This is a genomic window from Allopusillimonas ginsengisoli, assembly GCF_004153455.1.
In the GTDB taxonomy this organism is placed as follows: domain Bacteria; phylum Pseudomonadota; class Gammaproteobacteria; order Burkholderiales; family Burkholderiaceae_B; genus Allopusillimonas; species Allopusillimonas ginsengisoli.
In genome coordinates this window covers 21,441-44,955 of record NZ_SDQE01000008.1, presented here as the reverse complement: position 1 = coordinate 44,955, position 23,515 = coordinate 21,441, and the positions used below count along the sequence as shown (strand labels likewise).

29 protein-coding genes and 1 tRNA gene are annotated in these 23,515 nt (G+C 57.4%); 14 read left to right on the top strand and 16 right to left on the bottom strand.

Annotation, left to right across the window (positions count from 1 at the left end; all coding sequences use genetic code 11):
• Positions 1-7: 7 nt before the first annotated feature.
• From ERE07_RS14345 to ERE07_RS14335, 3 genes are read right to left on the bottom strand one after another with little or no spacing between them, the layout of a single operon-like run.
• A complete protein-coding gene (locus ERE07_RS14345; RefSeq protein WP_130009723.1) occupies positions 8-430 on the bottom strand; it encodes a YybH family protein in 423 nt (140 codons plus the stop codon).
• Between the two features lie 60 nt (positions 431-490).
• Entirely contained in the window at positions 491-703 is a 213-nt protein-coding gene (locus tag ERE07_RS14340) for a zinc-finger domain-containing protein (protein WP_130009722.1), read from the bottom strand.
• Positions 704-759: 56 nt separating this feature from the next.
• Positions 760-1,680, bottom strand: coding sequence for a branched-chain amino acid transaminase (locus tag ERE07_RS14335; protein ID WP_130009721.1), 921 nt, complete (start codon positions 1,678-1,680; stop codon positions 760-762).
• A 112-nt stretch (positions 1,681-1,792) separates the two neighbouring features.
• On the opposite strand from ERE07_RS14335, the gene ERE07_RS14330 reads away from it, so the two are divergent.
• From ERE07_RS14330 to ERE07_RS14320, 3 genes are all read left to right on the top strand, one after another.
• Positions 1,793-2,536 (top strand): AzlC family ABC transporter permease, encoded by a 744-nt coding sequence (locus ERE07_RS14330; RefSeq protein WP_425330985.1) that lies wholly within the window; start codon positions 1,793-1,795, stop codon positions 2,534-2,536.
• On the top strand, positions 2,533-2,868 hold the full coding sequence (locus ERE07_RS14325) for an AzlD domain-containing protein (RefSeq protein ID WP_130009720.1): 336 nt from the start codon (positions 2,533-2,535) through the stop codon (positions 2,866-2,868). Before ERE07_RS14330 ends, ERE07_RS14325 begins: the two co-directional genes overlap by 4 nt.
• 226 nt (positions 2,869-3,094) lie before the next feature.
• Entirely contained in the window at positions 3,095-4,486 is a 1,392-nt protein-coding gene (locus ERE07_RS14320) for a DEAD/DEAH box helicase (protein WP_130009719.1), read from the top strand.
• Positions 4,487-4,578: 92 nt separating this feature from the next.
• Here ERE07_RS14320 and ERE07_RS14315 read toward each other — a convergent pair whose 3' ends face one another.
• Positions 4,579-4,968 carry a thioredoxin family protein gene (locus ERE07_RS14315; RefSeq protein WP_130009718.1) on the bottom strand — a complete coding sequence of 130 codons (390 nt, stop codon included), beginning with the start codon at positions 4,966-4,968 and terminating at the stop codon, positions 4,579-4,581.
• 69 nt (positions 4,969-5,037) lie between these two features.
• Here ERE07_RS14315 and ERE07_RS14310 point away from each other — a divergent pair, with 69 nt between their 5' ends.
• The 4 genes from ERE07_RS14310 to ykgO all read left to right on the top strand — a co-directional run bounded on the left by ERE07_RS14310 (position 5,038) and on the right by ykgO (position 8,035).
• On the top strand, positions 5,038-5,847 hold the full coding sequence (locus tag ERE07_RS14310) for an EI24 domain-containing protein (protein WP_130009717.1): 810 nt from the start codon (positions 5,038-5,040) through the stop codon (positions 5,845-5,847).
• Between the two features lie 2 nt (positions 5,848-5,849).
• The gene (locus ERE07_RS14305; protein WP_130009716.1) at positions 5,850-6,653 is read left to right on the top strand and encodes a competence/damage-inducible protein A; all 804 of its coding nucleotides are present in this window, start codon (positions 5,850-5,852) and stop codon (positions 6,651-6,653) included.
• Positions 6,654-6,838: 185 nt separating this feature from the next.
• The gene (locus tag ERE07_RS14300; protein ID WP_245153734.1) at positions 6,839-7,561 is read left to right on the top strand and encodes an IclR family transcriptional regulator; all 723 of its coding nucleotides are present in this window, start codon (positions 6,839-6,841) and stop codon (positions 7,559-7,561) included.
• Positions 7,562-7,897: 336 nt separating this feature from the next.
• Positions 7,898-8,035 carry a type B 50S ribosomal protein L36 gene (ykgO, locus tag ERE07_RS14295; protein WP_130009714.1) on the top strand — a complete coding sequence of 46 codons (138 nt, stop codon included), beginning with the start codon at positions 7,898-7,900 and terminating at the stop codon, positions 8,033-8,035.
• A gap of 99 nt (positions 8,036-8,134) precedes the next feature.
• On the opposite strand, the gene ERE07_RS14290 is transcribed toward ykgO, so the two are convergent.
• Positions 8,135-9,115 carry a tripartite tricarboxylate transporter substrate binding protein BugD gene (locus ERE07_RS14290; protein WP_130009713.1) on the bottom strand — a complete coding sequence of 327 codons (981 nt, stop codon included), beginning with the start codon at positions 9,113-9,115 and terminating at the stop codon, positions 8,135-8,137.
• A gap of 351 nt (positions 9,116-9,466) precedes the next feature.
• Here ERE07_RS14290 and phaP point away from each other — a divergent pair, with 351 nt between their 5' ends.
• Entirely contained in the window at positions 9,467-10,036 is a 570-nt protein-coding gene (gene phaP / locus ERE07_RS14285) for a TIGR01841 family phasin (protein ID WP_130009712.1), read from the top strand.
• Between the two features lie 73 nt (positions 10,037-10,109).
• Here phaP and ERE07_RS14280 read toward each other — a convergent pair whose 3' ends face one another.
• From ERE07_RS14280 to ERE07_RS14245, 8 genes are all read right to left on the bottom strand, one after another.
• On the bottom strand, positions 10,110-11,147 hold the full coding sequence (locus tag ERE07_RS14280; RefSeq protein WP_130009711.1) for a quinone-dependent dihydroorotate dehydrogenase: 1,038 nt from the start codon (positions 11,145-11,147) through the stop codon (positions 10,110-10,112).
• Positions 11,148-11,157: 10 nt separating this feature from the next.
• A complete protein-coding gene (locus ERE07_RS14275) occupies positions 11,158-11,886 on the bottom strand; it encodes an arginyltransferase (RefSeq protein ID WP_130009710.1) in 729 nt (242 codons plus the stop codon).
• A gap of 44 nt (positions 11,887-11,930) precedes the next feature.
• Entirely contained in the window at positions 11,931-12,671 is a 741-nt protein-coding gene (aat, locus tag ERE07_RS14270) for a leucyl/phenylalanyl-tRNA--protein transferase (RefSeq protein ID WP_130009709.1), read from the bottom strand.
• Positions 12,672-12,683: 12 nt separating this feature from the next.
• Entirely contained in the window at positions 12,684-13,283 is a 600-nt protein-coding gene (locus ERE07_RS14265; protein WP_130009708.1) for an NUDIX hydrolase, read from the bottom strand.
• Positions 13,284-13,314: 31 nt separating this feature from the next.
• Entirely contained in the window at positions 13,315-13,950 is a 636-nt protein-coding gene (locus tag ERE07_RS14260) for a DUF2946 family protein (RefSeq protein ID WP_130009707.1), read from the bottom strand.
• Between the two features lie 144 nt (positions 13,951-14,094).
• Complete coding sequence (locus tag ERE07_RS14255) at positions 14,095-14,793, bottom strand: ABC transporter permease subunit (protein WP_130009706.1); 699 nt, start codon at positions 14,791-14,793, stop codon at positions 14,095-14,097.
• Between the two features lie 116 nt (positions 14,794-14,909).
• Complete coding sequence (locus ERE07_RS14250) at positions 14,910-15,533, bottom strand: YceI family protein (protein ID WP_130009705.1); 624 nt, start codon at positions 15,531-15,533, stop codon at positions 14,910-14,912.
• Positions 15,534-15,583: 50 nt separating this feature from the next.
• Positions 15,584-15,844: a hypothetical protein gene (locus ERE07_RS14245; RefSeq protein ID WP_130009704.1), complete on the bottom strand. Its 261-nt coding sequence runs from the start codon at positions 15,842-15,844 to the stop codon at positions 15,584-15,586.
• Between the two features lie 231 nt (positions 15,845-16,075).
• On the opposite strand from ERE07_RS14245, the gene ERE07_RS14240 reads away from it, so the two are divergent.
• The gene (locus tag ERE07_RS14240) at positions 16,076-16,285 is read left to right on the top strand and encodes a cold-shock protein (protein ID WP_130009703.1); all 210 of its coding nucleotides are present in this window, start codon (positions 16,076-16,078) and stop codon (positions 16,283-16,285) included.
• Positions 16,286-16,488: 203 nt separating this feature from the next.
• Positions 16,489-17,268: a class I SAM-dependent methyltransferase gene (locus ERE07_RS14235; RefSeq protein WP_130009702.1), complete on the top strand. Its 780-nt coding sequence runs from the start codon at positions 16,489-16,491 to the stop codon at positions 17,266-17,268.
• Between the two features lie 327 nt (positions 17,269-17,595).
• Here the strand turns inward: ERE07_RS14235 and ERE07_RS14230 are convergent, their stop codons facing one another.
• The 3 genes from ERE07_RS14230 to ERE07_RS14220 form a co-directional block, all read right to left on the bottom strand.
• The gene (locus ERE07_RS14230; RefSeq protein ID WP_130009701.1) at positions 17,596-17,781 is read right to left on the bottom strand and encodes a hypothetical protein; all 186 of its coding nucleotides are present in this window, start codon (positions 17,779-17,781) and stop codon (positions 17,596-17,598) included.
• 122 nt (positions 17,782-17,903) lie between these two features.
• A tRNA-Cys gene (locus tag ERE07_RS14225) sits at positions 17,904-17,977 on the bottom strand.
• A 179-nt stretch (positions 17,978-18,156) separates the two neighbouring features.
• Positions 18,157-19,743: an MFS transporter gene (locus tag ERE07_RS14220; protein ID WP_130009700.1), complete on the bottom strand. Its 1,587-nt coding sequence runs from the start codon at positions 19,741-19,743 to the stop codon at positions 18,157-18,159.
• Between the two features lie 92 nt (positions 19,744-19,835).
• On the opposite strand from ERE07_RS14220, the gene ERE07_RS14215 reads away from it, so the two are divergent.
• From ERE07_RS14215 to ERE07_RS14200, 4 genes are all read left to right on the top strand, one after another.
• Positions 19,836-20,723, top strand: a complete 888-nt coding sequence (locus ERE07_RS14215) for a LysR family transcriptional regulator (protein ID WP_130009699.1) — start codon at positions 19,836-19,838, stop codon at positions 20,721-20,723.
• Positions 20,724-20,834: 111 nt separating this feature from the next.
• Positions 20,835-21,563, top strand: a complete 729-nt coding sequence (locus ERE07_RS14210; RefSeq protein WP_130009698.1) for an ABC transporter substrate-binding protein — start codon at positions 20,835-20,837, stop codon at positions 21,561-21,563.
• A gap of 46 nt (positions 21,564-21,609) precedes the next feature.
• Positions 21,610-21,942 (top strand): YnfA family protein, encoded by a 333-nt coding sequence (locus ERE07_RS14205; protein ID WP_130009697.1) that lies wholly within the window; start codon positions 21,610-21,612, stop codon positions 21,940-21,942.
• Positions 21,943-22,048: 106 nt separating this feature from the next.
• Positions 22,049-23,218, top strand: coding sequence for a magnesium transporter CorA family protein (locus ERE07_RS14200; protein ID WP_130009696.1), 1,170 nt, complete (start codon positions 22,049-22,051; stop codon positions 23,216-23,218).
• Positions 23,219-23,515 lie beyond the last annotated feature (297 nt).

The following is a 23,515-nucleotide window of genomic DNA, read 5'->3' as shown; positions in this document are numbered from 1 at the left end:
GCCACCTTCAGTGCAGGGTATCCGGGAAATCCTGCAGATCAAACAGACCCGCTTCCCGAGGCGCGTGCGAGGCATGGTGCAACACCATTCTCCAGCCTGCCGGCCCTTTTTGAAAAACATTGGTGGTGTAGCAGTGCGCGGTGCGCTCGCCTTGCGGCGTGTTGACGGTGATCTGCTCAAGCAGCACATGCACCGACGTCATGACACCGGTCATGATCATGGGCCTGAGTGGCACGATGGAGACGGGGCCATTGGCGAATATCTGCTGCCAGGCGCTTTGCATGGCGTTGTGTCCCACCGTGCGCATTCCTCCCGGATGTATGCAGACGATGTCGTCTTCGTCGGCCCAGACGCTCATCATCATGCCCAGGTTGGCGAGCCTGAGGGCATCGTAAAAGACCTGCTCGGCCTCTTGTGGCGTTGTGAACATAGGCGGAACCAGAGTTAAGAGGGAGGGGCGCGCATGCCTGCCGGCACACATCGAGGCAGCTTAGTGTCCGAGGATCTTCTCGCCTTCTTTGAGCTGATAGGCGGCGCCGCAATAGGGGCAGAGCGTTTTTCCCGTTTGGACGATCTCGATATAGACACGCGGGTGCATGCTCCAGAGCGGGGCCTTGGGCCCAGGGCAGTACAGAGGCAAGTCCTTGGCCTCGACGTAGATGGTTTCGTCTTTGGGTACGGCAGTTGTGGGAGCGCTGCTCATGGTCAATCCTGGATGATGATGCGATGCCGGCCGCATGCGCGGCCGCGTGGTGTGATTTATACCTTGCTTAACCAATGATGATATTTGTCGTTGTTGCCATTGACGATATCAAAGAAGGCTTTCTGGATTTTTTCGGTGAGCGGCCCCCGGGCGCCCTTGCCGATGACGCGGCGATCGACTTCGCGTATCGGGGTGACTTCCGCAGCCGTGCCCGTGAAAAAGGCTTCGTCCGCGATGTAGAGGTCGTCGCGGGTGAGGCGCTTGGTACACATGGGGATGCCCAGGTCTTCGGCGATGTGATGAATGGTGTTGCGGGTGATGCCGGTAAGCGCCGAAGCGATTTCGGGCTCGCAGAGCACGCCGTCGCGCACGACAAAGATGTTTTCGCCCGAGCCTTCGGCGACGAAGCCGTCGGTATCCAGCAGAATGGCTTCGTCATAGCCATGATCCAGCGCTTCGGCGTTGGCAATAATGGAATTGGCATAGGTGCTGGCGACTTTGGCGCGCGGCATCGTGACGTTGACATGCTGGCGCGCATAGGACGAAATCTTGACCTTGATGCCTTGCTGCAGGGCTTCTTCTCCCAGATAGGCGCCCCACGGCCATGCGGCGATCGCGACATGTACGGTGGCCCCTTTGGGCGACACCCCCATTTTTTCGGAGCCGTAGAACACCAGCGGGCGTATATAGCAGGATTCGAGCTGGTTGCGGCGCACGACCTCAAGCTGCGCGGCGTTGATGGCGTCTTGATCGTAGGGGATGGACATCTGATAAATATGGGCGGAATTGAACAGCCGCCGGGTGTGATCCTGGAGCCGGAAAATGGCGGTGCCCACAGATGTCTTGTATGCGCGCACGCCCTCGAATACCGAAAGCCCGTAATGCAGTGAATGCGTCAGCACATGGGTGGTGGCATCGCGCCATGGCACGAACTCGCCGTCATACCAGATAAAGCCGTCGCGATCAGACATTGACATCGGAAGTCTCCAGAAAATGATGCTTGATTGTACCAAGGGCGAACAGCTTACAATAGCCGTTTTCCGAGTGCGCTTGTTCGCTGGTTAAGGCCTTCCTTCAAGGTAGTACGTCTTGCGTCAGACACGATTTTCCTCCTGGGGGCCCAACGCCAGGAAACGCCAGAGCTTTGCCAGTGGCTTTGTAGATGTGCGCGCGGCGCTCGTGGCCACCAGTGTATGGGGCCTGGTTACGGGCGTGGCCATGGTCAAGTCGGGTCTGACCGAAAACATGGCCACGCTCATGACTGTGCTGGTCTATGCGGGTTCGGCGCAGCTGACCTCACTGCCGCTGATCGCATCGTCGGAACCGCTGTGGCTGATCTTCATGGCGGCCACGGTTGTCAACATGCGGTTTCTTATTTTCGGGGCGGCGCTGCAGCCGTACTTTCGCCATCTGCCCTGGACCCAGCGCCTTGCGCTGGGCTATGTGTCCAGCGATATCTCATTCGTCGTCTTCATGGGTCGCTATGGCGACAGCCCTGGTGGTGATCGCCAGACGCAACTCTGGTATTACTTGGGCATCGTGGTGCCGTGCTGGCTGTTCTGGAATTTCTTCTCGCTGCTGGGCGTATACCTGGGCGCTTTTGTGCCTGCGTCCTGGTCGCTGGACTTTGCCGCCATTCTGGCTCTGCTGGCCATCATTATTCCTTTGGTACGCACCCGGCCCATGCTCATGTGCTTGATTGTTGCCAGCGCAATTGCCTGGGCGGGGCAGCTGCTGCCCCTGCGCCTCGGCCTGGTGGGGGCCGTGACCGGAGGCGTGCTGGCTGGCGTACTTACGGATCGCTTTCAGCAACACAAAAGAGGCAGGGCATGACCGGCGGCGCCACAGATAGTCTATACGTACTCGGCGCGATTGCCTTGCTCGTGTTGTGCAGCGCCATCACGCGCACCAGCTATTTTCTGTTCGGCGATCGCATGCCGCTGTCGGAAGGGGTGCGCAAGGCATTGCGCTACGCTCCCACTGCGGCATTGGTTGGCATTGTTATTCCAGAGATACTTCCCTGGCATTCGGGAACGTTGCCCGAACTGGACGCCAAGGTATTTGCGGCCATCTTTGCAGTATTGCTATTCCTGCGCACTCAAAGCACCGTGCTGGTCATTGTCGGTGGAATGACCGCCTTCTGGGTACTCAGGGCAGTGTTCTGAGAAGTGGCAACGGTAATCCCCAGCGTCGCCTTGGCTGTCTGATTGCACAGTGTTTCCTGGATTTTCTGCTAAAGCGTCAGGTTTTAACGACAAACGCAGGCTTTTTGGGGCTAAACCGACTTGCGAATGAGCACCGAATATGGCATAGCCGCCCCCAGGGGGGGTAAAATAACCGGGCTAAGACAGCCGCGCGGGATGCTCCTGCGCAGTGCGCAAACCATTTTCAATGACAAACACCACTAAAACTACCTCCGACCCCACCGTTGCAACGTTTGCCGACTTCGGCCTGCATCCCAGCATACTCAAGGCAGTTGCAGACACTGGGTACACCATACCCACCCCCATTCAGGCACAAGCCATTCCCAAAGTGATGGATGGGCGCGATGTCATGGGCGCGGCCCAGACAGGCACAGGCAAGACGGCAGCCTTCACGCTGCCCATCTTGCATCGCCTGATGCCGTTCGCCAACAGCAGCGCCTCGCCAGCCCGCCATCCCGTACGGGCGCTGATCCTGACGCCTACCCGTGAACTGGCGGACCAGGTGGCAGAGAGCGTTGCCTCGTACAGCAAAGATGCGCCCTTGCGTTCCACCGTGGTGTTTGGCGGGGTGGATATCGGTCCGCAACGCGAGGCCCTGCGTCGCGGCTGCGAAGTGCTCATCGCCACGCCAGGCCGTTTGCTGGACCACGTCGAGCAGAAAAACGTCAATCTCAGTCAGGTCGGCATCCTGGTGCTCGACGAAGCCGATCGCATGCTCGATATGGGGTTCCTGCCCGATCTTGACCGCATCGTCCGGCTCCTGCCCTCCAAGCGCCAGGGTCTGCTGTTTTCCGCGACCTTCAGCAACGAAATTCGCAAGCTCGGGCGCAGCTATTTGAGCAATCCGGTCGAAATCGAAGTCGCCGCGCGCAACGCCACGGCTGATACGGTCAGCCAGGTTGCCTATCCTCTGCAGGGCAATCAAAAGCGTGCCGCGGTGGTGCATTTGGTCAAGTCGCGCGGCTTCAATCAGGTCATTGTCTTCTCCAACACCAAGATCGGCACCAGTCGGCTTGCGCGTGAGCTCGTACGCGATGGCGTCAAGGCCGAATCCATACATGGCGACAAAAGCCAGCTGGATCGCATGAAGGCGCTCGAAGCCTTCAAGGCTGGCGAGCTCGAGGTATTGGTGGCAACAGATGTGGCTGCGCGCGGGCTGGACGTCGCAGGCGTGCCATGTGTCATCAACTACGACCTGCCTTATAACGCCGAAGATTACGTGCACCGCATTGGCCGCACGGGTCGGGCGGGCAACAAGGGCGAGGCGATCGCGTTTTTCGCCCCCGAAGAAGAGCGCTACCTGCTGGATATTGAAAAACTGATCAAAACCAAGATTCCGCGTGGCGAGCTTGCGCTGCCGGCGGTCACGCGCCGTTCGTCGCCCACCACAGGGCGCGGAGAATCACGTCGCGGCCACAGCGGTTACGCTGCTTACAGCCCTGCCACCAAACCGGTAGACGATTTCTTCTACAAGCCTTATGTGCCATCGCCCTCGTCGGCTGCGGCAGAAAAGTCGGCGGGTAAACAGCCCGTCGCGAGCAAACGCTCGGTGGGTGTTTTGCTGGGTGGTGGACGCTAGGCTTTATTGCGGCGCCTGCGCTGTTCCGGCGTGTTCCTGTTGCCGTGGCGCACTTTGCTGGTCCATGCCCTGCGCATTGCTGCAGGGCATTTTTACGCTCCAGACTGCAGGAGCGTCTCCAGGCGCCGGGGCCCCTCTGCAATCAGCGGCGTATTCTGGTCATAGCGTTCCACCAGCCTTTCTAAATGGTTGATATGGGGCAACAGCGGGCCGAAAAAAACATTCCCCGACTGATTCTGGATCAGGAGTGTGGGAAAATTCTCGACGTCGTCGTCGTCCAGGAGCTCTGGAAGCGCTTCGATATCCACCCACACGAATGTGTGCTGCTGCCAGCGTTCAGCGAGCTCGCCGAAGCCGGGCCGGTATTGATTGCAGGTATCGCACCAGGCCGCGCAATAACAGACGATGACCAGGCCGTCTGACTGGCTGGCCAGTCTGGCGGTGAGGGCGGGCGTGTTGTGTTCTGGATCAAAAACCGGCATACGAATGAGTCACTGGTGAGGCTGGGCGATGTTGACTATGATATCTCTGTTGTCTTCCAAGGCTTATCGATGAGCGAATCCAATCTAGCAATCCGTACCCGGCGCCCCGTCACGGGGATGCCGGCCGTGGCGCGGGCCTTCAAGCGCGCCGCTATTTCGCAATGCCAGCCCAAGATGCTGGGCGCATTGTTCCTGCCCTTCATCATAGCCCTGTTGGGTGCCATTATATTGCTCTGGGCATTCTGGACGCCCCTCACAGAGTGGCTCAATGTGCAAGTATCCAGCTGGGATACCGTCAATTCTATCGACCAGTGGCTGGTTGCCATTGGGCTGTTTTCCCTCAAGCTTTATCTCATTCCCCTGATTGCCGTGGGCATTCTGCTGCCTCTGTCGGGCATACTGGGCCTGGTGATTGCGGCGGTGTTTGTCATGCCACTGGTGCTCAAACACCTCGAAAAACGGGATTATCCCGGCCTGAAGCGGCAAGGCCAGTACTCAACGGCCGTGAGCGGCTGGAACGCCACCTGGGTGGGCGTCCTGTTCGCCCTGGGCTGGCTGGTCACCATGCCTCTATGGCTGATCCCGCCACTGCCGTTGCTGTTGCCGGTATTCTGGTGGGCCTTTGCCTTTACGCGCATGCTGAGCGTAGACGCCATTGTCGAGCATGCCAGTTCCCAGGAAAGGCGCATTCTGTTGCGCCAGCACAAGCGGCAATTGTGGATGATTGGAGGCATACTGGCGCTGATTAATCTCTTTCCTCCTGCCTGGCTGGTCTTGCCGGTGTTTTCGGCGCTGGTCTACGCGCATTTCAGCCTGGATGCACTCAGGCAATTGCGCGCGCAGGATATCATCGATATTCCAACACCCAGGGCGCTCTAAACATGGCAGACATTCGCAAGATACGGCTCATCATCATTGGCGACGAAATCCTGTCCGGCAGGCGGCAAGACAAGCACTTCAGCAAGATGGTCGAATTGCTTTCCCAGCGGGGCTTGTTGCTGGGCGGTGCGGAATTCATTTCCGATGATCGTGCAACGATTGTGGATACGTTCACGCGTAGTTTTGCCACGCCTGATGTTGTGTTCTGCTGTGGCGGCATTGGCGCGACGCCAGACGATCAAACCCGGCAGGCTGCCGGCGAAGCGCTGGGCGTTCCCCTGGCCTTGCATCCAGACGCCGAGCGCCTGATTGCCGAGCGCTGCGCCGACAATGAACGGCGGGGGCAGGGGAGCGGCGATATGTCCTTGCCCGAAAACCAGCAGCGCCTGCAAATGGGGGTGTTTCCCCAAGGCGCCGAGATCGTGCCCAACCCATATAACAAAATTCCGGGTTTTTTTATCAAGGACCACACCTTTATGCCTGGCTTTCCGGTCATGGCCTGGCCCATGATGGAGTGGACACTGGATAACCGCTATCGGCATTTGCATCATCAGGTAACCCGCGTGGAGCACTCCTTTCTGGTGTTTCGTTTACCCGAATCGCGCATCACCCCCGCGCTGGAAGAAATCGAACAGCGCTGGCCGAATGTCAAGGCGTTCAGCCTGCCCAGCATGGGCGAAACAGGCCATCCCCATATCGATCTGGGGGTCAAGGGGGAGCCGGATGCCGCTGCCCAGGCCCTGGCCTTTTTGCGCGAGGAAGTCCTCAGGCTGGGCGGACAGCTCAATCCTCCGCAAACGCGATGAACCTGTGAAGATAATGAAAGGCTGGGAAAAAAAGCTTGCCAAAAATGGGGATGTTTTCCATAATATGGAAATGTTGCATTGCGTCAAAGAAGACTATGCCACGATCAACCCTGCATTCCACTAATGGCAACGGCCATACCTCGTTGAACGACAGCCACATCACCATACAGGTGCTTGAGCGGGCCATGCTGTTGCTCGATGTCCTGGCAACTCGGCCCGATCCCGTCCCGCTCAAAGACCTGGCCGCCGCCACTGGCCTGCACACCTCCACAACCCACCGCATACTTAACGATCTGGTCGTTGGCCGTTATGTCGAGCGCGTGGATAGTGGGCTGTATCAGCTCGGGATGCGCTTGCTTGAACTGGGCTCACTGGTCAAAGGGCGCCTAAATGTGCGTGAAGTGGCTATCGAGTACATGCGCGATCTTCACAAGCTTACCGGCCAGACAGTCAACCTGTCGCTGCAGCAAGGTGATGAAATCGTGTATATCGAGCGCGCCTGGAGCGAACGTTCCGGCATGCAGGTCGTGCGTGCCATTGGAGGCCGCGCGCCGCTACACCTTACCTCCACTGGCAAGCTCTTTCTGTCCTGTAGCGATCCACGGCAGGTTCGCGCATACGCCATGCGTACGGGTCTTGCGGGCACCACGCGCAACAGCATCACTGAAACCGATCAACTGGAGCGCGACCTCGCCTTGGTCCGCCGTTTGGGCTATTCACGCGATAACGAAGAGCTCGAGCTCGGTGTGCGATGCATTGCTGCCGGCGTGTACGACGACACCGGCAAGCTGCAGGCCGGGCTGTCTATTTCGGCGCCAGCCGAGCGCATGCGAGACGAATGGATTCCCGTGCTGCTGCAGACTGCTGCGCGTATTTCCGAAGAGCTTGGCTACGAAGCCATGCACTAGGCTTTGCCGAACAAAAGCCATGCCCAGGCCTTGGCCCGCTACCGAGCGCCTTGTCGCCGCTGGCCAGGTTCGACGCTTATCATCTGTTGAAATCCCCCTCTTTTCTTGACACATCGGCTTGTCTGAATGTGTATCCACGTGTGTGGATTCCATCAGCAATGTTATGATATAACATACTAATTTCAAGACGGATGCTGCTCGCTTTTTATCCCAATATGCAGTGCGGGTCTTCCTATTTCCAACAATCACAAGGTCACAGTCTTGCTTTTATCCTGTTGAACGCAATGCATGCCTGCCCACCGCAGGCATTGTCTTTTTCTAACCAGGAGTCTGGATATGAAGGTGTTGTCGTCCCTGAAAGATGCCAAGAACAGGCATCGCGATTGTCAGGTTGTCCGGCGCAGGGGCCGTTTATATGTGATCTGCAAAACAAATCCGCGCTTCAAGGCGAGGCAGGGCGGTGTAAAAAGATAAGCCCTGGCGAACCAGGGCTTTGTGTAATGCTCAGGCTTTTGCACGCGCCTGGGTTGCCTGCCCGCCGGCCAGTGGGTCGACTGGCCGGCGGGCTTGCCTTTATTGTGGTTCGATTCCGGCTTTCTTGAACAGATCGGCCCACTGAGGAACTTGTTGCTTAACCTTGGCTGTCAGGGCCTCGGGGTTGGCTTGAGAGGTAAGCACCTCTGCACCGAGCCCGGCCATGCGTTCCTGGAATTTCGGATCTGCCATACCTGCCTGCAGCGACGAAATCAGTTTGTCCATGACAGGCTTGGGCGTGTCCTTGGGCGCCCACATACCGTGCCAGATACCGACTTCAAAGCCATCGTAGCCAGATTCCTGCATGGTGGGCAGGTCGGGTAGCGTGGGTACGCGTTCCTTACTGGTGACTGCATAGGCCTTGACGGTACCCGCCTTGATATGTTGGGTGGTATTTGTGGTTTGGTCGCAGAGCAGATCGACCTGTTTGCCCAACAGGTCGTTCATGGCTGGGCCTGTGCCTTTGTAAGGAATGGTCAGCAGATCGACGCCGATGGCGCTGGTGAACATGGTGCCGCAAAGCTGACTGGCTGCGCCAATACCGGCATTGGCGAGCGTAACCTCGTCTTTATGCGCCTTGATGTAGTCGATGAGCTCTTTGATGTTGTTGGCGGGAAAATCAGATCGCGCGATGATGGTCATTGGAACATCCACGACCAGCCCAATGGGTTCAAAGCTGGTGTCGGGGTTGTAACCGGGGTTTTTGTATAGCGAGGGCGCGGTGGAAAAGCCGATGTGCATCAGCAGGATGTTGTAGCCGTCTGGCTTGGCACGCGCAACCTGGCTGGTACCAATCGTGCCACCCGCACCGGCCTTGTTTTCGACAATGACAGTTTCGCCCAGGGAGGGCCGCATCGCTTCCGACAGAGAGCGCGCAACGTTGTCGGTAGGACCGCCGGCCGAAAAGGGAACCACCATGCTGACGGAGTGGTCGGGAAAGTCGGCAGCGTGTACGGCGCCTGCGCCGAGCAACGCCGTTGCAAACAGGGCGGAGCCCAGCTTCAGGGTGAGGGATTTCATGGTGTCTCCGATTGCTTATGGCAAATGAAAAAATCGTGGCCTGATGTGGTCATCAAACCGCAACGGATGCTATGCCAAAATCCAGCCAGTGTCCATGCGTAATTTCGTCAGTGCACGCGCTGGTTCCGGCGCGGGCAAAGGGTAAATAATATTGTTGCATCGCAACAAAACGCTTGACACAGCAGGGCAGATCAGTAAAATACGAATTGTGCAACGCAGCATAGAAGGTTTTCTACCTGTAGGTGATTTGCTTAGCCTTCTCTATTCTGTTTTCTCATTTTTAAGCTTGAACTACCAGTTCATCCATTATCAGCCGCTTTTTATAGATGGCGGCCTTCAAAAGGAAACATCATGAGTGCAATCCCCGAACAAGTCGTAGCCGGCCAGAAAGCTTCGCTGAACAATCTCCTGGCCTTCCAAGGCGCTGTTTTCAGCGGCTTTGAAAAGCTGGTCGACCTTAACCTGAAGGTTATCAAGGCATCGCTGGACGAAGTTGCCGAAAAAACCCAACAAGCCATCGAAGTCAAAGACGCGCAAGAAGCGCTGGCTTTCACCTCGTCGCTGGCTCAGCCTAATGCCGAAAAAGCCATGGCTTACAGCAAGCATGTGTACGACATCCTGACCGGCGTGCAAGTTGACCTCACCAAGCTGACCGAAGAGCAAGTTGCTCAAGGCCAACAGCAAATCGCCGACGCGCTTGATCAAGTCGCCAAGAATGCTCCTACGGGTTCCGAAGGCGCCATCGCTTTGGTAAAGACTTCGCTGGCAACGGCTAACAACGCCTACGAATCCGCTGTCAAGGCTGCTCGTCAGGCCGCCGATGCCGCTGAGTCGAACTTCACCGCCGCCACCAAGGCTGCTACAGACGCCGCTACTGCTGCCAGCAAGGCCGCACCGCGTAGCCGTCGCACCGCCGCCTGATAAAAGGCTGGCGCCGGGCAGTTTGCTTGCCTGTGCATTATCCCCGAAAGCGCCAGCGCCTTCGGGGATTTTTTTATTCTAGCGCCTGCACACACTCATTGATCAATACGGGACCACGATAAATCAAACCGGTGTACAGTTGAACGGCGTTGGCGCCGGCCTGTATTTTTTCCAGCGCCTGGCGGCCAGAAACAATGCCGCCTACGCCAATAATGGGAAACCCGTCCCCCAACTGCTGGCGGAGCCGGGAGATGACTTGCAACGAGAGTGCGTGCACAGGGGGGCCTGACAAACCGCCCGCCTCATTGGCGTAGGGCAGGCCGCGTACAGCTTCTCGCGCAAGCGTGGTATTGGTGGCGATGACACCGTCCACCTCGTGCGGCATTAACAAGGAAGCGATAACGTCTACCTGATCGATATCCAGGTCTGGCGCAATCTTGACCACCATCGGGACACGCCTGCCCTGGCGATCATCGAGTTCCTTGCGCTTTTCCTGCAATGCCAGCAATAGCGCGGAAAGCTCGTCTTGACCTTGCAGCGCGCGTAAATTCTTGGTGTTGGGAGACGATATATTGACGGTCACGTAGTCGGCATGCGGATAGACGCCCTCCAGGCCCAGCAGATAATCGTCGGTGGCCTGTTCTATGGGGGTTGCGGCGTTCTTTCCAATGTTCAGGCCGAGTATGCCGCCCTGTGCGCGCCATTGGCTGCGTTTCACATTGGCGATAAAGGCGTCCAGCCCGTGGTTGTTGAACCCCATGCGATTGATCAGGGCCTGTTCACGCGGCAGCCGGAACATGCGCGGGCGCGGATTGCCTGGCTGGCCTTTGGGGGTCACGGTGCCTACCTCGACAAAGCCGAAACCCAGATTGCCCAGCGCATCGATATATTCGCCGTTTTTATCCAAACCCGCCGCCAGCCCTACTGGATTGCGCAGCGAGAGCCCCATCAACGTACAAGGCTTGCTGGGGCGAGCGCCCAACAGGGAGCGGGTGAGTTGACAGTCGTAGGCCTTTTTCAGGGAAGCCAGTGTGAGTTCGTGTGCTTTCTCGGCGTCCAGCGAGAAAAGGGCCGGGCGGGCCAGGCTGTATGTATTGAATAGGAAAGACATGCTGTGGGGGTCAAACCTCGGTGAGGTTTATCCAGTTTCCATTTTTGAGGATTTGCGCGGGCGTGTACCGCGATTTGTAAGCCATTTTACGGCTTTGTGCTATCCAGTATCCCAGATACAGCCAGGGAAGGCCCAGTTGGCGGCAGCGTTCAATTTGCCACAGGATGCCATAGGTGCCCAGGCTGCCGGCGGCGTCGGGCTCGAAAAAGGTATAGACGGACGAAAGCCCGCTGTCGAGTACGTCTACGATAGACACCATTTGCAGCTGGCCGTCGGGCAGACGGAACTCGATGAGATGGGAGTTGACCCGGCTGGTCAGCAGGAATTGCGTGTACTGCGCGTGGCTGTCTTCGTCCATGCCGGCGCCAGGGTGGCGCACGGATTGATACCGCTGGTACAGCTCGAAGTGCTCGTTGTTCCAATGCAATGGCATATCACGCGCCACGAGATTGTCATGCCGCCGCGCACTGCGCCGTTGCGCACGGCTGGGCTGGAAGCGGTGGGCATCGATGCGGATTGGCAAACAGGCCTGGCAAGTGTCGCAATGGGGGCGATAGGTGAACAGGCCGCTGCGCCGGAATCCTTGCTCTACCAGTACTGAATAGATTCTGGCGTCGATGAGATGCGTGGGCGCCGCAACCTGGGAGCGCGCATCGTGTTGCGGCAGGTAGCTGCACGGATAGATGGCCGTGGCGTAGAACTGCAGTGTATGGAGACCGGGCTCGGTGAGATGGGTCATGGATGCTTGCTCGGGCAGTACTGTCCGATCCATTATCGGGGCATTTAGGCAACCGGCGCAAGCTCGCCGGTAGACAGCAGTTGTCCTTGCTTCCAGGGCGGCGCAGGCTGATTCAGCGCAGTCTTCAGTATTGCGAGGAATTGTTCGCGGGCAATCGGTTGCGCGCCCAGGCTGGCCAGATGCCCTGTTTGTTGCTGGCAGTCGATATGATGCACGCCATGTCTTGCCAGAAAACGTGTCAGATAGGCAAGCGCCAGTTTGCTGGCGTCGTTGGCCCGGCTGAACATGGACTCACCGAAAAAAAAGCCTCCCAGGCTCACGCCATACAGGCCACCGGCCAGTTCGCCATTGATCCAGGTTTCCACGCTATGCACGGCGCCTGCCTCGTGCCAGGCCAGATAGGCTGCCTTGATGTGGGACGAGATCCAGGTGCCATGTTGAGTGGCGCGGGGCCCTGCGCAGGCCGTGATCACGTCTGCCATGGCCATGTCCAACGTGATGCGAATACTGGCTGCGGGCGTATGTTCATCTCTTGCCATCTGTCTGAGTCGCTTGCCCAGAGACCGTGATATCTTGAATTCGGCGCAGGCCAGGACCATGCGCGGGTTTGGGCTCCACCACAGGACGGGGTCGCCTTCGTTGAACCATGGAAAAATACCGCGGCGGTAAGCTTGCTCCAGCCGTGTCAGTGAGAGTTCGGCGCCGGCTGCCAGCAGTCCTTCCGGGAGAGCCTGTTCAACAGGCGGGAAGGGGGTGTCGATATCTAGCCAGATCAGCTTGCCCATGGCAGCGTCTTGTCAGCCTTTTTTCGGTTTGGGAGGGGGGTAGGGGATGTCGTAATAGTGAAGTGGAAAACTCCCTTTTCGACGGTCTGCGATGTAATGTTCCAGCGTCGTGATGACGGTTCTGAAGGCAAGCTGATCCCAGGGTATCTCTGTCTCGTCGAAAAATCTGGCTTCAAGGCTTTCGGGGCCGGGCACCATGTCCTCGCTGAGTACTTTTGCCAAATAGAAAAAGTGTACTTGCTCGGCATGAGGCACATCGATAACGGTGTATAGCGGGCCGAGCTCTATCTGGGCACCGGCTTCTTCCTGGGTTTCCCGCATCGCGCCCTGGGCGGTTGTTTCGCCAAGTTCCATGAAGCCCGCGGGCAATGTCCACTTATTGAAGCGTGGTTCGATCGCTCGGCGGCAGAGCAGAATCTTGTCTTGCCAGACTGGCAGGACGCCCACCACGTTGCGTGGGTTCTGGTAGTGCACTGCGCCACAGTTTTCGCAGACATCGCGTTCACGGTTGTCATCGGGAGGAATGCGGCGGGTAAGCAACGATCCGCATTGGCTGCAAAATTTTTGGCTGCGTGGCGCGGGAAAGTAAAAAGCGGTGGGGTGCGATGTCATGCGAGGATTCTAACCAAAGGCGATCAGTGTGTCAGGAGGTTTTGGGTTGCGGTCTGCGGGAGAATCCCAAAATGCCTGGTATATCGTCGGCTTTGGCAAAGCGAAATGGAATCATTGTCTGGCTATCCTCGAGGGTGGCTGCGTCGAGCGGTAGAACGTCGAATGGCGCCTGCCGTTCGAGATCATCGGCGAGAAAGTCCAGAACACGAGTGCCGTCCTTGGTTCTGACCTGCGCCAGCACCGCCTCAAGGTCACGTCCCTGAATCAGCGCGCCGCCATGAGATGTCTGGATGTACAGGCGGCCATCGCTGGCCAGCAGCCACATCCGGATCGTGGAGGCTTCCAAGCCTGTATGGCCCAACAGTTGAAATGGGCACTCGGGTGTTCGCAACGCGTACACAACAAATGGTGCTGCGTCGAGCCTGACATACACGCGTTGCGGGCCATTCTGGAAATACCATTGCCCCTGTTCGTCAGCCGCATAATTGCGACCGATAAATTGCAGTATCGGGGGGCTGGAAATGGCTTCACCGATGTCGTCCGGCGAGTCCAGCGCAGTGCCCTGCGGATGCAGCCGCCAGTTGCCTTGTTCGTTCAGAGACAGCCAGCCATAGACGTCAGGCACATCTGGCCAGCGCGCCATGGCATCAATTACGCTTTTGTCCATGCTTGGATTCTCCCGATTGGCATGGACAAAGTATAGAGGAGACGAGACCAAGGGTACGAGGCCGAGGTTGGGCACCGGCGGATGCCGTTCCCGAGCTTGGGTGGAGTCAGGTATTGACGGTGCGTTTTGCCGTGGTGTCGAGGGTTAGCGGCTGCGTCCGCTCATCAAGAAGCGTCGCCGGGTAGGCTGGGCGAGTTCAGCGTCCAGGCGCTGTGCGACGGCGTAGCCAAGCGCCTGGGCGGATTCGGCAAGCGCAATCAGCACAAGCACGACTGCCATAAGCAGCACGGGGCGAAACTCGCTGTAGCCATATTGCATGCCAAAGCTGCCCAGCCCGCCGCCGCCGAGCGCGCCTGCCAAGGTGGAATAGCCAACCAGGCAGGCTACTGTCAGGCCCAGCCCGGCAACGATGCCGGGTGCTGCCCGCGGCAGAAGCTCACGCGTGCGCAGCGGCGCCGCCGTGCCTGCCTTGATGGATTCATCGATGGCCTGGCTGCTGGCGCAGCGCAGCGCGGTTTCCGTTTGGCGCGCGACAAAGGGTGTGGCAATAATGCTGAGCGGAATCAACGCGGCGGTGAGGCCTCCCGATGCCTCAAGCACAAAATGCGTAAACGGGATGGCCATCACGAGTATGACAATCGATGGGGTGGCGCGCAGGGCGTGGGTGAGATAGCTTGCAGCCAGCGTCAGCCGCGATGCGGGATACCGCTGATGCCGGCCGGAGGAATACAGCACAATCCCCAGCGGTATCCCCAATGCCGTGCCGATGAGGCAGGATGCGCCGACCATAAGCAGTGTTTCGCCGAACGACGTAAAAAACAGATCTGCCAGGGCAACGGACATGGGTAACACTCCTTGTTGGGTTACAAGGATTGTAGGGACCGGAGGTGTTGAATCGAACTACTTATTTGGAACGTGGTTATAGCCTTGTGTCATAACCTTTTGTGCGTCAAGTGTTCTTACTGCTTGATCGCTTCCACCTGTACAAGCAATCGTACCTGATCGGGTATCCCCGGATCGATGCCCCAGTTCATGCCCCATTGGCTCCGATTGATCGTCGCTTCGAAATCGCCGCCGCAGACGGGCGCCTTCAGCATCGGGCTGTCGTAGCAATTGAAATTGCTGGCCCTAAGGGTGACGGGAAGCGTTTTTCCCAGCAGCGTAAGCATGCCATTTACGGTGGTTATTTTGTCGTCAGTGAAAACAAAATCGCTGGACGTGAAAGTGGCCTGAGGAAATGCCTGAACATCGAGAAAATCCCCACTTTTCAGGTGCTGATCAAAGTCGGCGATGCCTGAACTGATGCTCGCGGTGTCAATGCTTATTTTGGTGTTCGCCTTGCCTTCCTGGTTGTCCATGTCTACATATCCTTCGACCTTGTCGAAACGCGCTCGGACAGTGGAGGTACTGAAATGCCGAACTTCGATGTTGACGAAGGAGTGATGGGGATCCAGCTGGTATCGCGCAGATTCGGCCTGGGCCGCCAAAGGCGCCAGAAGGCCGAGGGCGACTCCAGCCGAGGCACAAAGGCCACGTTGAATGTATTTGCTGCCAGACAATCCGGCGTGGCGTGTTGTGAGCATGATGCTTTCCAATAGGGCTGGTCTGGATGTATTCACTTTTGTCTGTTCGTCTAAACCGGATCGCGGCTCTTGCGCCAGGATTTCCTGCCCATGGGTGTCAGGCGAAAGCGTCCCGGTTCATCTGCCGGCTCGATGAGGTTTTCGGCGGTGGCCCAGTCGAGGATTGAGGCGATGGCAGTTTTGTCCAGATCGGCAGCGGCTTGGGAACCGCGCAGCTCAGCTTCGGACTGCGTTGCATTTTCGTAGGGAAATACCTGAACCAAGGTAACCCAGCCGGTTTCCAGGTCAGCCCAGGGAGTGTTGTTGGCCATTTTTTTCACCATTATGTGCACATAAAACCCGCGAATGTGCAGTTATTCCAGATTTTCATTGGAAAAGAGATATTGTCGTTGACTAATATCCCCCCTGCGTCTATTGTAGTCGTAGGTTTCCCTTTAGGTTAGTTTAGTTTGACAATACGTGCGCTCTATCGTACCCATTGCATATTTTTTACGCCTGGTAAACCTGATGGACATGTCGTCCACAATTAACAGGAGTAACGTATGCAAAAAGAATTCGGTGTTGTAAAGTGGTTTAACAACGAGAAAGGCTTTGGGTTCATCATGCCCGAATCAGGCGGCAAGGATCTCTTTGCCCATTATTCGGAAATCGTCGGCGACGGTCACCGTTCGCTCGAAGAAAACCAGCGAGTATCTTTCGTGGCCGGTATGGGTCAGAAAGGTCCTCAGGCAACGTCTATCGAACCCGTTTAAGTTCGAATAGCAGTTACCTTCAGCGGCCCGGTCGTGCATGCACGACCGGGCCGCTGTTTTTTTATGCGATGGCTTGAGCGCTGGCGCAGTCGGGCGTCTGAATCCAGACCGTTAGTAGAGATACCAGTACACGCGGCAATCTTGTTCAGACCGCAATGACCCTATATCGTGATTGTTTTCCCAGCATAGAAAAAGGGTAGAGCATGCAGGCTAACCATAGCGAGACGGTTCAGGAACAATTTGATGCACAGGCGCAGGCATATTTGCAGAGTGCAGTCCATGCTGCGGGCCCGGATCTGCTAAGGGCCAATGAATTGATTCGCCAGGTGATCCCCGCATCCCGTGGCAGGCTTCTGGACGTAGGGTGTGGTGCGGGCCATTTGAGCTTTGCCGTGGCCGGGGCGCTGGCCAGTGTTGTGGCGGTGGACCCTTCGCCCAATATGCTGATTACGGTAGGCAAGGCCGCTGCCGACAAAAGCCTGCAGAATATTCGAACCGTGCAGGCCAGTGCGGAATCCTTGCCTTTTGATGATGCTCACTTCTGTGTTGTCGCATCGCGGTACAGCGCCCATCACTGGCTGGATCTGCCAAACGCGCTCAAGGAAATGCGCCGCGTGGTCAAGCCAGGCGGTTATTTGCTCATGATAGACATTGAAGGCGATGAGAACGCCTTGGTGGATACGCATCTGCAAGCCGTTGAACTGCTGCGCGATCGCTCCCATGTGCGGGATCGTTCGCCCTCGGAGTGGGGGCGGCTGATCGCTGATGCCGGTTTTTCTGATATTGCGCATCAGAACTGGATAACACGCTTGGCGTTCGAGCCCTGGGTAACGCGCATGCGGACGAGCCCCGAGCGGGTGGCGATGATACGCGCCATGCAGCGGGAAGCCCCTGCGGAAGTCCGGCAGGCATTGGCTATTGAGGAAGATGGTTCGTTTTCGATGAAGACCGGGTTGTGGTGGGCACAACGACAAGAGATATAATGCCGCCGAAAACCCACAGCCATGTGCACGCGTCCAAAGAGTGGATTGAAGTCGACAAGATATCTAAGGGATTGTCCGAAGCAAAATTAAAAGGCTCGCAGGGTCTTTTAACAATCTCACAGCAATTGAGGGGGCATTATAAAAATGCCGTTGACGGGGAGACGCAAGCGGCTACATCCCACGCCCGTTGTGGTCTTGAGTCGAATCACCTCAAGACCACAACGGGCGCGAGTTGCTGTGGATCGAGCCTGCTCAATGTTGCTTCACGGCGATAACCCTCTTTGCGTGATGGATGGGCAGTTCGCCGCGACGCGGCGCGCGTAGCGCTTAGAAGCGATGGCGCACGCCCACGCTGAGCAACGTGAAATCAAGGCTGTTTTGAAACTGCGCACTGTCGGCATAGCAGCCGTATGTATATAGATTCGTCCGCGGCAGCAGTCGGCTATTCACATTGCGCATGTTGCCGTCGCGAATGGCGATCAAACCTTTTCGGGTAAGCGGTAGAGGTAACATGGCGCCTCCATGCTGTATTTTTATATGGAGTTTTTAGCGCAAAAAAGCCCTCACGATGAGGGCTGAATTTAGTTTTGCGAAGCGGCGGGGAAAATAAAATCGCCCGAAACCAGCATGAGTACTGGAGGCGCAACTCGGAATCGAACCGGGGTACACGGATTTGCAATCCGCTGCATAACCACTCTGCCATTGCGCCGAACTATGCATTTCAAAAAGGAAGCTCATGATTCCTTTTTGGCCAAGGGCGGTAGCCGCCCGAAGCAAAGACCAAGATTCTACACCATAATGGGTGTTTATGCTGGCAAACTGACAGGCTTTTGCTTCGATACAGATGTCTTGCCAGCCAGCATACTGGCTGCCCTCTGGCATCAGCATTTACCGTGGTGCGCGCGGGTTGGGGCATCGGCCGCCGCTGGGCGCTGTCAGCAGGCTGACAGGGGCGGGCAGCGGTGTCCGGCTCATGGCCCAGAACACGAAGATTGCAGCAATACCCGCGATCACCGCCGCCACCATGAAAGCATGGGCAAAGCCCAGCGCATAGCTGGCCCGGCCTATTTGCAGCAGCGAAGCGTTCATGCCGACTGGGAATAGCTCGAGCGCGCGCTCAAAGTCTCCGGCCACCATGCGCTCAACAAACGCTTCCGGCTGCGCCAAATCCGCCTGGGCAAGCTGTTGCTGAACCGTTGTCCGCACGCTTGCCGCCATGACGCCGCCCAATCCTGCAAAGCCGAGCAGAATGCCTGAGAAGCGCGAAGTTGTGCTGATGCCCGATCCCATACCGGCGCGATGACGGGGTATTGTGCCCATGATGGCCTTTTGTGTTTCGCCATTGAGCAAGCCGCCGCCACTGCCGAGAATCGTCATGCCTGCGACCAGCGCTGTGTTGTTGCCTGAGTGGGCGGCACCCATCATGACGGCATTGCCGAATGCGACGATGGCTAGGCCGAGCGTCAGGATATGGAAGGAGGCCATGTAACGGGAAAGCCAACGGCCCACTTGCGGCAGCACCAGCATCGCTAGGGCGAATGGCAACATGCCGACCCCAGCGGTTAACGAAGAATGTCCTTGCGCGTTCTGCAGAAACAGCGGTAGAAGCGACGCCATGACTTGAGCGGTGGCGGCATAGGCAAACATCGCCAGAACAGCGCCAACAAATGGCCAGGAACTGAACAAAGCCAAATCCAGCATGGGATGTTGTCGGCGCCGTTCCACCAGATAAAACAGCAGGAAGAGGAAGGCGCTCAAGACAATACGGCTGCTCACGGCAATACTGAGCCAGCCTTTCTCCGGCCCAAGTATCAATGCCCAGGTACAAATGAACATGGCCGAGGCAAACAGGCCTATGCCGATAAAATCCAGACTGCCAGGTGACGGATCGCGCGATTCTTCGATGATCTTGACAACCGCGATGGCCAGTGCGGCGCAGATTGGTATATTGAGGTGAAAGGCCCATCGCCAGCCCATGAAGGCATTGATCAGCCCGCCTGCAAGGGGAGACAGCACCATGGTCAGCCCCATGATGCCGCCCCATATCGCCCAGGCGTGCGCGCGTTCGCCTTCTTCCTGAAACGCATGCCCAATGATGGCCAACGCAGGCGCCAGCAGAAACGCTGCGCCAGCGCCTTGTACCGCACGTGCCACATATAGCGCCTGGGCGCTGGGTGCAAGGCCGCAGGCCAGAGAGGCGACGGCAAACAGCAGAATGCCCGAGAGGAATATGCGCTTGCGACCATAACGATCCGACACTGAGCCGGCGGGAAGCAAAAGCGCTGCAAAGCACAGGACATATGTGCTGATCACCCATTCGATATCTGCGAACGATGCGTTCAGGTCGCGGGCGATGGTAGGCAGGATGATGCCCACCACATTGGTGTCGAGCACCGTCATGGCGCAGCCCGTCGATGCCGTTAACAGCAGTGCGGTCTTGTGGGTCCTGGCGGGGGCTGTGGGTGTCCGGTTCATGGCAGTGATATTTAAACAGCGAACAGTATTAAGTTCATTAGTCAAGATTCATAAGATAATTAGTTTTTACCTAACAGAAATGGAGTACTGACGTGGAGCTCAGACACCTGCGATACTTCATCGCCGTGGCCGAAACCTTGCACTTTGGTCGGGCGGCCGAACAACTGGGCATTTCCGCCCCAACACTGACAGTGCAGATCCAGAACATCGAACGCAGCCTTCATGCGCGCTTGTTCGCCAGAAGCAAACGTTCGGTTGCGCTGACCTCTGCAGGCCTGGCCCTGTTGGCTGAAGCACGCCAGGCGGTGGCGCAGTTCGAGCGCGCGATCGATGCGGGGCGGCGGGCGGGTCGCGGTCAATTGGGACGGGTTGAGGTTGGCTATGTCGGCTCTGCCGTATTTTCGGGCATTCTCCAGCAGCAACTTCAACGCTTTCGCGGGGCTTGGCCCGATGTCCTGGTGCAGGCCCGGGAGCTCCCCATGGATCGCCTTCCCGCTTTGCTGGATTCCGGCGCGGTGGATATCGCTTTTGTACGGATGCCCATTAAGCTGGATCACACCCTGCGGACACATGTGTTGTTGCAGGACAGGTTTTGCATAGCGTTACCTGCCGCCCATCATCTTGCTGCGTCTTCACAGCCTGTCAAACCCAGAGACTTGAAGGAAGCATGCTTTGTGGTTCCTGAGCAGGGCCAAGGTACCTGGGAGGTAGGGCGCCGGGGCAGGTTCATGCCCCAGGCTGGAAGTTCGCCTGGGAGTCTTTTTGAGGTGTTGACGCAGGTTTCCCTGGGTGTCGGGATTGCGATTGTTCCCAACGTGCTCGCCCGGGCGATGTCTTTGCCGGGCGTTGTGTTCAAGCCGCTGGCAGGCACGCCGATCAAGTCTGAGGTGGCGGCGGTGTATCGCCGGCATGAGCGCTCGCCAGAGGTTATCAATTTGATCGAACAAGTGGCGCAAACCCAACCGGTTCTCTTCAACTGAAGGCGTCAGCAGTGGTAAAACTACGAAGGCATGTTGTTTGTCGGTTGTATCGATGCGTTCCGACATATCATCTCGGCTTGTTTGCCGTTTTTACAAGGAGTAGCACCCCTCATGGATGCCACCATCAAGAAGGCCTTTACCCCCAATGGTGTTCTGCGCGCCTCCATCAATCTGGGTAACCCCATATTGGCACATCGCGATGCGGATACTGGCGACGTAAGTGGGGTATCTGTTGATCTGGCGCGGGCCTTGGCCAAAGTGCTGGATACAGATCTGGAACTGGTCGTGTTCGATACGGCGGGCAAGTCAGTCGAGGCTGTCACCAACGATGCTGCCGATATCGGCTTTTTCGCCATTGATCCCGTCCGCGGTGCCGGAATCAGCTTTACGTCGCCATATGTGTTGATCGAGGGAGCGTATCTGGTCAAAGACGAGTCTGCACTGCAAGGCAACGAAGAGGTGGACCGCCCAGGCACGCGGGTTACGGTCGGCAAAGGCAGCGCTTACGATCTTTACTTGACGCGTGAGCTGAAGCAGGCAGAGATCGTGCGTGCCGCATCCTCGCAGGCTGTTGTGGACACTTTTCTGGAACAAGGCCTTGATGTGGCCGCCGGGGTCAAACAACAGCTTGAGGCGGATGCGCAGCGGGTGGGCGGGGTGCGTTTGCTGCCTGGCCGGTTTATGGTGATACAGCAGGCCATGGGGTTGCCCAAAGCTCGTCCGGCGGAGGCGGCACGTTTTCTGGCCGATTTTGTCGAGCAACAGAAGGCCAGCGGCTTCGTCGAAGCGGCCTTGAAGCGCCATGGCGTGGAAGGGGCGTCGGTGGCGCCGCCGGCCTAAGGTCGTGATGGCTTTTGCGAACCCTCCCGCTTTCTGGATTTCTTGCATGGATCTCATCCGCATTTCTTTTTTGTTTTCCTTGACAGCGCTGTGCGAGGTCATCGGTTGCTATCTGCCGTGGCTGGTGGTCAGACAAGGCAAAAGCCTGCTGCTATTGATGCCGGCGGCGGTTGCCCTGGCATTGTTTGTGTGGCTGCTGACACTGCACCCGGCAGCGGCCGGTCGTACCTATGCCGCATACGGTGGCATGTATATTGCCGTCGCGTTGGCGTGGCTCAGGTTTGTGGAAGGTGTCGCGCTGACGCGCTGGGATATTATCGGCGCGGCGATTGCACTGGCTGGCATGGCAGTGATTGCGCTGCAGCCGGCGTCGACATGATTCGTTTCGCACAAAATTCGATGAACCATGGCCGCACGCCATGGTTACAGACGTGGCCTGCAATGATTCATGGTCGTGGGTTTCACCTGCTATTCCAGGAGTTTCGATGAACAAGCTGCGCGTGATTGTTGTGCGACCCGGCAAATCGGTGGAAGAACTGGATCGTATCCCGGATGCCGTGCCCAAGGATGGCTTTCTCTGGCTGGCCTGCATGCGCGAACATTTCAGGGAGCACGTCAATGCGCTGCAGATACAGTTGAACGGGTTGACAGGCCGGCGCCTGCTGGATCTGCATGTTTCCGATCTGCTCAATACCCAACTGCCTTCGCATTTTGACTATACGTCCAATTATGATGTGCTGGTGTTCAGGCGGCTTGCGGATGGCGAGGCGCCGGCGGTGCTGCGAGATGCGTCGGGCACACCGTCCAGTCATGCAAAAAAAGGCGATCAGGCAGACAGTCCGATCCCCGTCAGCCGAAAAGTCCAAACGCTTCCAGTTGGGTTTGTCGTCTTCGATAATGTGCTGCTTAGCGTGCATCCTGAAGGGTGCAGCGTGATGGAAGCATATACCAAGCGCTTGCTGCTGCTGGGGCAGGCCAATCCCGAACACACTACATCGTCATCGCCAATGCCGCATGCTGGTGTTCCTCGTTTGCCCGATTCACCCGCCGAGCAGACGCTGCGTATCGTCAGCCTCATGGTTGATGCCTATCTTGATCTTCGCAAGGTTATGACGCGCCAGCTTGATCACTGGCAGCAGCGGCTTATGCGCCCTAATGTGCGCTTCGACAACTGGGGCGGATTGCTGAAAGCGCAACAGGCGCTGCACCATCTCTATGATATCTGCGAAGATCAGCGCAATGCGGTGAGTCGCTGGATGGATGTGCTTGAAGACGTGCCTGCACCCAGAACCGACGAGGCCCGGCACCAGCTCGACCAACTGCTGGTTCGCTGCCGGGACGTGTTGGAACACATCGAGCGGGTGTCTCATCATATTCGGCAGTTGGAGCAAAGCGCGGAAACAGCCATCCAGATCCACTTCAATATTCAGAGCAATCGCACCAATGATGTGATGCGCACCCTGACCGCCATTACCGCAGTTTTCCTGCCCCTGAATTTGATTGCCGGCATCTTCGGGATGAATTTCGAGTTTATTCCCTGGTTACATGCAACCAGCGGATTCTGGTGGGCGCTGGTGGTCATGGTACTGATTGCCATAGTGCTTATTGCGTACTTCGCGCGCAAACAATATCTATCTTCCACGGATATCGAGTGATTCGGCAGGGCGGCGGTAACAATGCGGATTAAATGATCTTCTTCGCGCTATTGCGTGTATGCTGTCTGAATGCATCTCGCATATAGCACCCGTCATCAGGGAGTCCTATCATGGCTAAAGGTCAATTACGCGGCAACAGAGAGGCCAAAAAGCCCAAACAGCCTCCAAAACCGGCTACCCCAGTGTCGCCCTTCGGCGCCACCGCATCCAAAGGGGGCCCTCAGCAATCCGACCCCCGCAAAAAATAAGCTGGCGCGTTAGCGCGCTGTGCCCAGCTTCCCTCGCGCGCTTGTTTGC